4 protein-coding genes and 1 pseudogene are annotated in these 4,547 nt (G+C 69.9%); 2 read left to right on the top strand and 3 right to left on the bottom strand.

All coding sequences use genetic code 11. The features are described 5' to 3' along the window. Positions 1–140: 140 nt before the first annotated feature. Together ACOV8S_RS13045 and ACOV8S_RS13040 are read right to left on the bottom strand one after the other, a co-directional pair. Positions 141–1,529 (bottom strand): aspartate aminotransferase family protein, encoded by a 1,389-nt coding sequence (locus ACOV8S_RS13045; RefSeq protein ID WP_448318843.1) that lies wholly within the window; start codon positions 1,527–1,529, stop codon positions 141–143. A gap of 2 nt (positions 1,530–1,531) precedes the next feature. Next, positions 1,532–2,029: an Lrp/AsnC family transcriptional regulator gene (locus ACOV8S_RS13040; protein ID WP_448317995.1), complete on the bottom strand. Its 498-nt coding sequence runs from the start codon at positions 2,027–2,029 to the stop codon at positions 1,532–1,534. A gap of 187 nt (positions 2,030–2,216) precedes the next feature. Between ACOV8S_RS13040 and ACOV8S_RS13035 the strand changes: the two genes are divergently transcribed. Both ACOV8S_RS13035 and ACOV8S_RS13030 read left to right on the top strand, forming a co-directional pair. Further along, complete coding sequence (locus ACOV8S_RS13035) at positions 2,217–3,656, top strand: gamma-aminobutyraldehyde dehydrogenase (protein ID WP_448317994.1); 1,440 nt, start codon at positions 2,217–2,219, stop codon at positions 3,654–3,656. 135 nt (positions 3,657–3,791) lie between these two features. Continuing rightward, complete coding sequence (locus tag ACOV8S_RS13030; RefSeq protein ID WP_448317993.1) at positions 3,792–4,391, top strand: hypothetical protein; 600 nt, start codon at positions 3,792–3,794, stop codon at positions 4,389–4,391. On the opposite strand, the pseudogene ACOV8S_RS13025 reads toward ACOV8S_RS13030, so the two are convergent. Then, positions 4,381–4,547, bottom strand: a pseudogene (locus ACOV8S_RS13025) (peptidase); the annotation flags it as partial. The gene ACOV8S_RS13030 and the pseudogene ACOV8S_RS13025 sit on opposite strands and share 11 nt — an antisense overlap.

The raw sequence follows: 4,547 nt of genomic DNA, 5'->3' as shown, positions 1-4,547 counted from the left end.
GCACCGCCCACGCCGCCACGACCGCCACCGCGGTGACCGCACGCCTCATGCCCGCCCCCTGCCTCTCCCGGCGGGAAGGCCCCGTCGGGAGGGACAGAGTGGCGCGCGGCGGATCCGGGCGACAGGCGATCTGATCAGGATCAGAGCTTGGTCCACGCCTCCGTCAGGGTGGCGCGGAGGATCTGCTCGATCTCGTCGAAGGTGCCCTGGTCGGAGATGAGCGGCGGGGCCAGCTGGATCACCGGGTCGCCGCGGTCGTCGGCCCGGCAGTACAGGCCGTTCTCGAAGAGCTTCTTCGAGACGAACCCGTAGAGCACCCGCTCGGTCTCCTCCGCGTCGAAGGTCTCCTTGGTGTCCTTGTCCTTGACCAGCTCGATGCCGTAGAAGAAGCCGTTGCCCCGCACGTCGCCCACGATCGGCAGGTCGCGCAGCTTCTCCAGGGTGCCCAGGAAGGCGCCCTCGTTGTCCAGCACGTGCTGGTTGAGCTTCTCCTGCTCGAAGATGTCGAGGTTGGCCATCGCGACGGCCGCGGAGACCGGGTGGCCGCCGAAGGTGTAGCCGTGCAGGAAGACGTTGCCGCCCTGGTAGAACGGCTCGGCGAGCCGGTCCGAGACGATGCAGGCTCCTATCGGGGAGTAGCCCGAGGTCATCCCCTTGGCGCAGGTGATCATGTCCGGCTGGTAGCCGAACTTCTCGCAGCCGAACATCGTGCCCAGGCGGCCGAACGCGCAGATGACCTCGTCGGAGACGAGCAGCACGTCGTAGGTGTCGCAGATCTCCCGGACCCGCCGGAAGTAGCCGGGCGGCGGTGGGAAGCAGCCCCCGGCGTTCTGCACCGGCTCGAGGAAGACCGCGGCGACCGTGTCGGGGCCCTCGAAGAGGATCTGCTGCTCGATCTGGTCGGCGGCCCAGCGTCCGAAGGCCTCCGGGTCGTCGCCGTGGAGCGGGGCCCGGTAGAGGTTGGTGTTGGGCACCTTGTGCGCGCCCGGCACCAGCGGCTCGAACGGGGCCTTCAGGGCGGGCAGGCCGGTGATCGAGAGGGCGCCCTGGGGGGTGCCGTGGTAGGCCGTGGCGCGGGAGATCACCTTGTGCTTGGTGGGCTTGCCGGTCAGCTTGAAGTACTGCTTGGCCAGCTTCCAGGCGGTCTCCACCGCCTCGCCGCCGCCGGTGGTGAAGAAGACCTTGTTCAGGTCGCCCGGGGCGTGGTGCGCGAGCCGCTCGGCCAGGTCGACGGCCTGGGGATGGGCGTAGGACCACACGGGGAAGAACGCCAGGTCGCGCGCCTGCGCGGCGGCCGCCTCGGCGAGCACCGCCCGGCCGTGGCCCGCCTGGACCACGAAGAGGCCGGCCAGGCCGTCCAGGTACCGCTTGCCGGTGTCGTCGAAGATGTGGACGCCTTCGCCCCGCACGATCGTCGGGACGGGGGCGTTCTCGTACGACGACATGCGGGTGAAGTGCATCCACAGGTGGTCGTAGGCGGCCCTGCCGCGGTCCTTGTTGCTGGAAACCTGGCTGTCCTGGCTGTTCACGACTATCGCGTTCCCCACATGTAGGTCTGCTTCTTCAGCTTGAGATAGACGAAACTCTCGGTGGAGCGCACTCCGGGGACGGCGCGCATGCGCCGGTTGATCATCTCCAGCATGTGGTCGTCGTCCTCGCAGACGATCTCCACGATGAGGTCGAACCGCCCCGCGGTCATCACCACGTACTCCGCCTCGTCCATGGCGGCGATCGCGTCGGCCACCGCCTCCACGTCGCCCTCGACGTGGACGCCGACCATGGCCTGCCTGCGGAAGCCCACGGTGAGCGGGTCGGTCACCGCGACGATCTGCATCACGCCCTGGTCCAGCAGCTTCTGCACCCGCTGGCGCACCGCCGCCTCGGACAGGCCGACCGCCTTGCCGATCGCCGCGTAGGGGCGCCGGCCGTCCTCCTGGAGCTGCTCGATGATCGCGAGGGAGACGGAATCCAGGTGCGGGGTGCCGCCGCTCGGGTCTGCGTTTCGACTGGCCACGGTGCCACTCTGCACGACGGATCGATCGTTCGGCAAGAGTCGACCGATGAAATTCGTCGTTCAGGCGCCGATTATCTGCGGATTTCGCAGATGTGGCGCGGTTGGGGGTGTCGGAAACGTGCGGTTCCGGACTAGGGTGGGCGTCTCAAGCAACGAGACGTTCCGCGTGAGCGGGACACCCGCATCGATCAGGAGGCCGGCAGTGACCACCGAACTGCGTCGTCTGCGCAACTACATCGACGGTGAGTTCCGGGACGCCGCCGACGGGCGCACCACCGAGGTGATCGACCCGACGACGGGCGAGCCCTACGCGACCGCCCCGCTGTCCGCGCAGTCCGACGTCGACGCGGCCATGTCCGCGGCTGCCGCGGCCTTCCCGGCCTGGCGCGACACCACTCCCGCCGAGCGCCAGAAGGCCCTCCTGAAGATCGCCGACGCGGTGGAGGAGCGGGCCGAGGAGCTCATCGCGGCCGAGGTGAGGAACACCGGCAAGCCGGTCGGGCTCACCCGCAGCGAGGAGATCCCGCCGATGGTGGACCAGATCCGCTTCTTCGCGGGCGCCGCGCGGATGCTCGAGGGCCGTTCGGCCGGCGAGTACATGGAGGGCCTGACCTCCATCGTCCGCCGCGAGCCGGTCGGCGTCTGCGCGCAGGTCGCGCCGTGGAACTACCCGATGATGATGGCCGTCTGGAAGTTCGCCCCGGCGATCGCCGCGGGCAACACCGTGGTCCTCAAGCCGTCGGACACCACGCCGGAGTCGACCGTGCTGCTCGCCGAGATCCTCGGCGGCATCCTGCCCAAGGGCGTCTTCAACGTCGTCTGCGGCGACCGCGAGACCGGCCGCATGATGGTCGAGCACCGGACCCCGGCGATGGCGTCCATCACCGGCTCGGTGCGCGCCGGCATGCAGGTCGCGGGCTCCGCCGCCAAGGACCTCAAGCGGGTCCACCTCGAGCTCGGCGGCAAGGCGCCGGTCGTCGTCTTCGAGGACGTGGACATCGACAAGGCCGTCTCCGCCATCGCCGAGGCCGGCTACTTCAACGCCGGCCAGGACTGCACCGCCGCCACCCGCGTGCTGGTCCACGAGTCGGTGCACGACGAGTTCGTCTCCGCCCTCGCCAAGACGGCGGCCGGCACGAAGACCGGTCAGCCGGACGACGAGGACGTGCTCTACGGGCCGCTGAACAACGCCAACCAGCTCGCCCAGGTCGCCGGTTTCATCGACCGCCTCCCGGCGCACGCCAAGGTCGAGGCCGGCGGCCACCGGGTCGGCGACAAGGGCTACTTCTACGCCCCGACCGTCGTCTCCGGCCTGCGGCAGGACGACGAGATCATCCAGAACGAGGTCTTCGGCCCGGTCATCACCGTCCAGTCCTTCACCGACGAGGCCCAGGCCCTGGAGTACGCCAACGGCGTCGACTACGCGCTGGCCTCCTCGGTGTGGACCCGCGACCACGCCCGCGCGATGCGGATGTCGCGGTCGATGGACTTCGGCTGCGTCTGGATCAACACCCACATCCCGCTGGTCGCCGAGATGCCGCACGGCGGGTTCAAGAAGTCCGGTTACGGCAAGGACCTCTCCGGCTACGGCTTCGAGGACTACACGCGCATCAAGCACGTGATGACCTCGCTGGAGGGCTGACGGCAGCGGCGCACCCTGCGACGACGACGGGGCCCCGGGCGGTACGACACCGCCCGGGGCCCCGTCGTCGTGTGTGCGTACGCACGGCCCGGAACTGTATTTGAACATGTTCAAAGATGGCGTACGCTGCTCGGTGTGGATGACAGAGCCGCCCTGCTGAGGGGCATTCGGTGCTGGTTGCTGTTCTTCGTCGTGTGCCTGGTGCTCAGCGGCGCCACCGCCTTCCCGCTGGTGCACGAACTGCGGTGGGCGCAGGAGGTGCTGGAGGCGCTGCCGACGCCCGACGGGCTGATGGAGTGGATCACCCGGGTGCGCCGAGGGCTGGACGAGGCGGACGCCGCGTACCCGTTCCTGCTGTACGGGACGGACTGGCTGGCGTTCGCCCACCTGGTGATCGCGGTGGCCTTCTGGGGGCCCTACCGGGACCCGGTGCGCAACATCTGGGTGATCGAGTTCGGGATGATCGCCTGTGCCGGCGTCGTCCCGCTGGCGCTGATCTGCGGGCCGATCCGCGGCATCCCGGTCTTCTGGACGCTGATCGACATCTCCTTCGGCGTCTTCGGGGTGATCCCGCTGCTCGTCCTGCGCCGGCGGATCAAGCGGCTCGAGGCCCTGACCGCCGAGGCCGCCCGGGCCGCCGGGCCCGCCGCGGCTGCCCCGGCCGACGGCGTCGTTGCCCCGGCCGACGGCGCGGCTGCGGGGCCGGCGGCCGGGGCGGGCGCGGTCAGCGGTTGAAGGCGGGGAAGGCGAACTGCTGGGCGATGGCGGCGCCGTCGCCCCGGGCGTCGGTGGAGTTGACCGAGTAGACCACGGTGCGGGACAGGTCCCGGGTGGCCGCGATCACCGTGTGGTAGCCGGGGCGGGAGCCCGTCTTGCCCCAGATCTCCAGAC

The sequence above is a fragment of the Streptomyces sp. CO7 genome (assembly GCF_053474865.1).
Note: the sequence above shows the minus strand (reverse complement) of the source record. Positions and strands in the feature narration are given on the sequence as shown.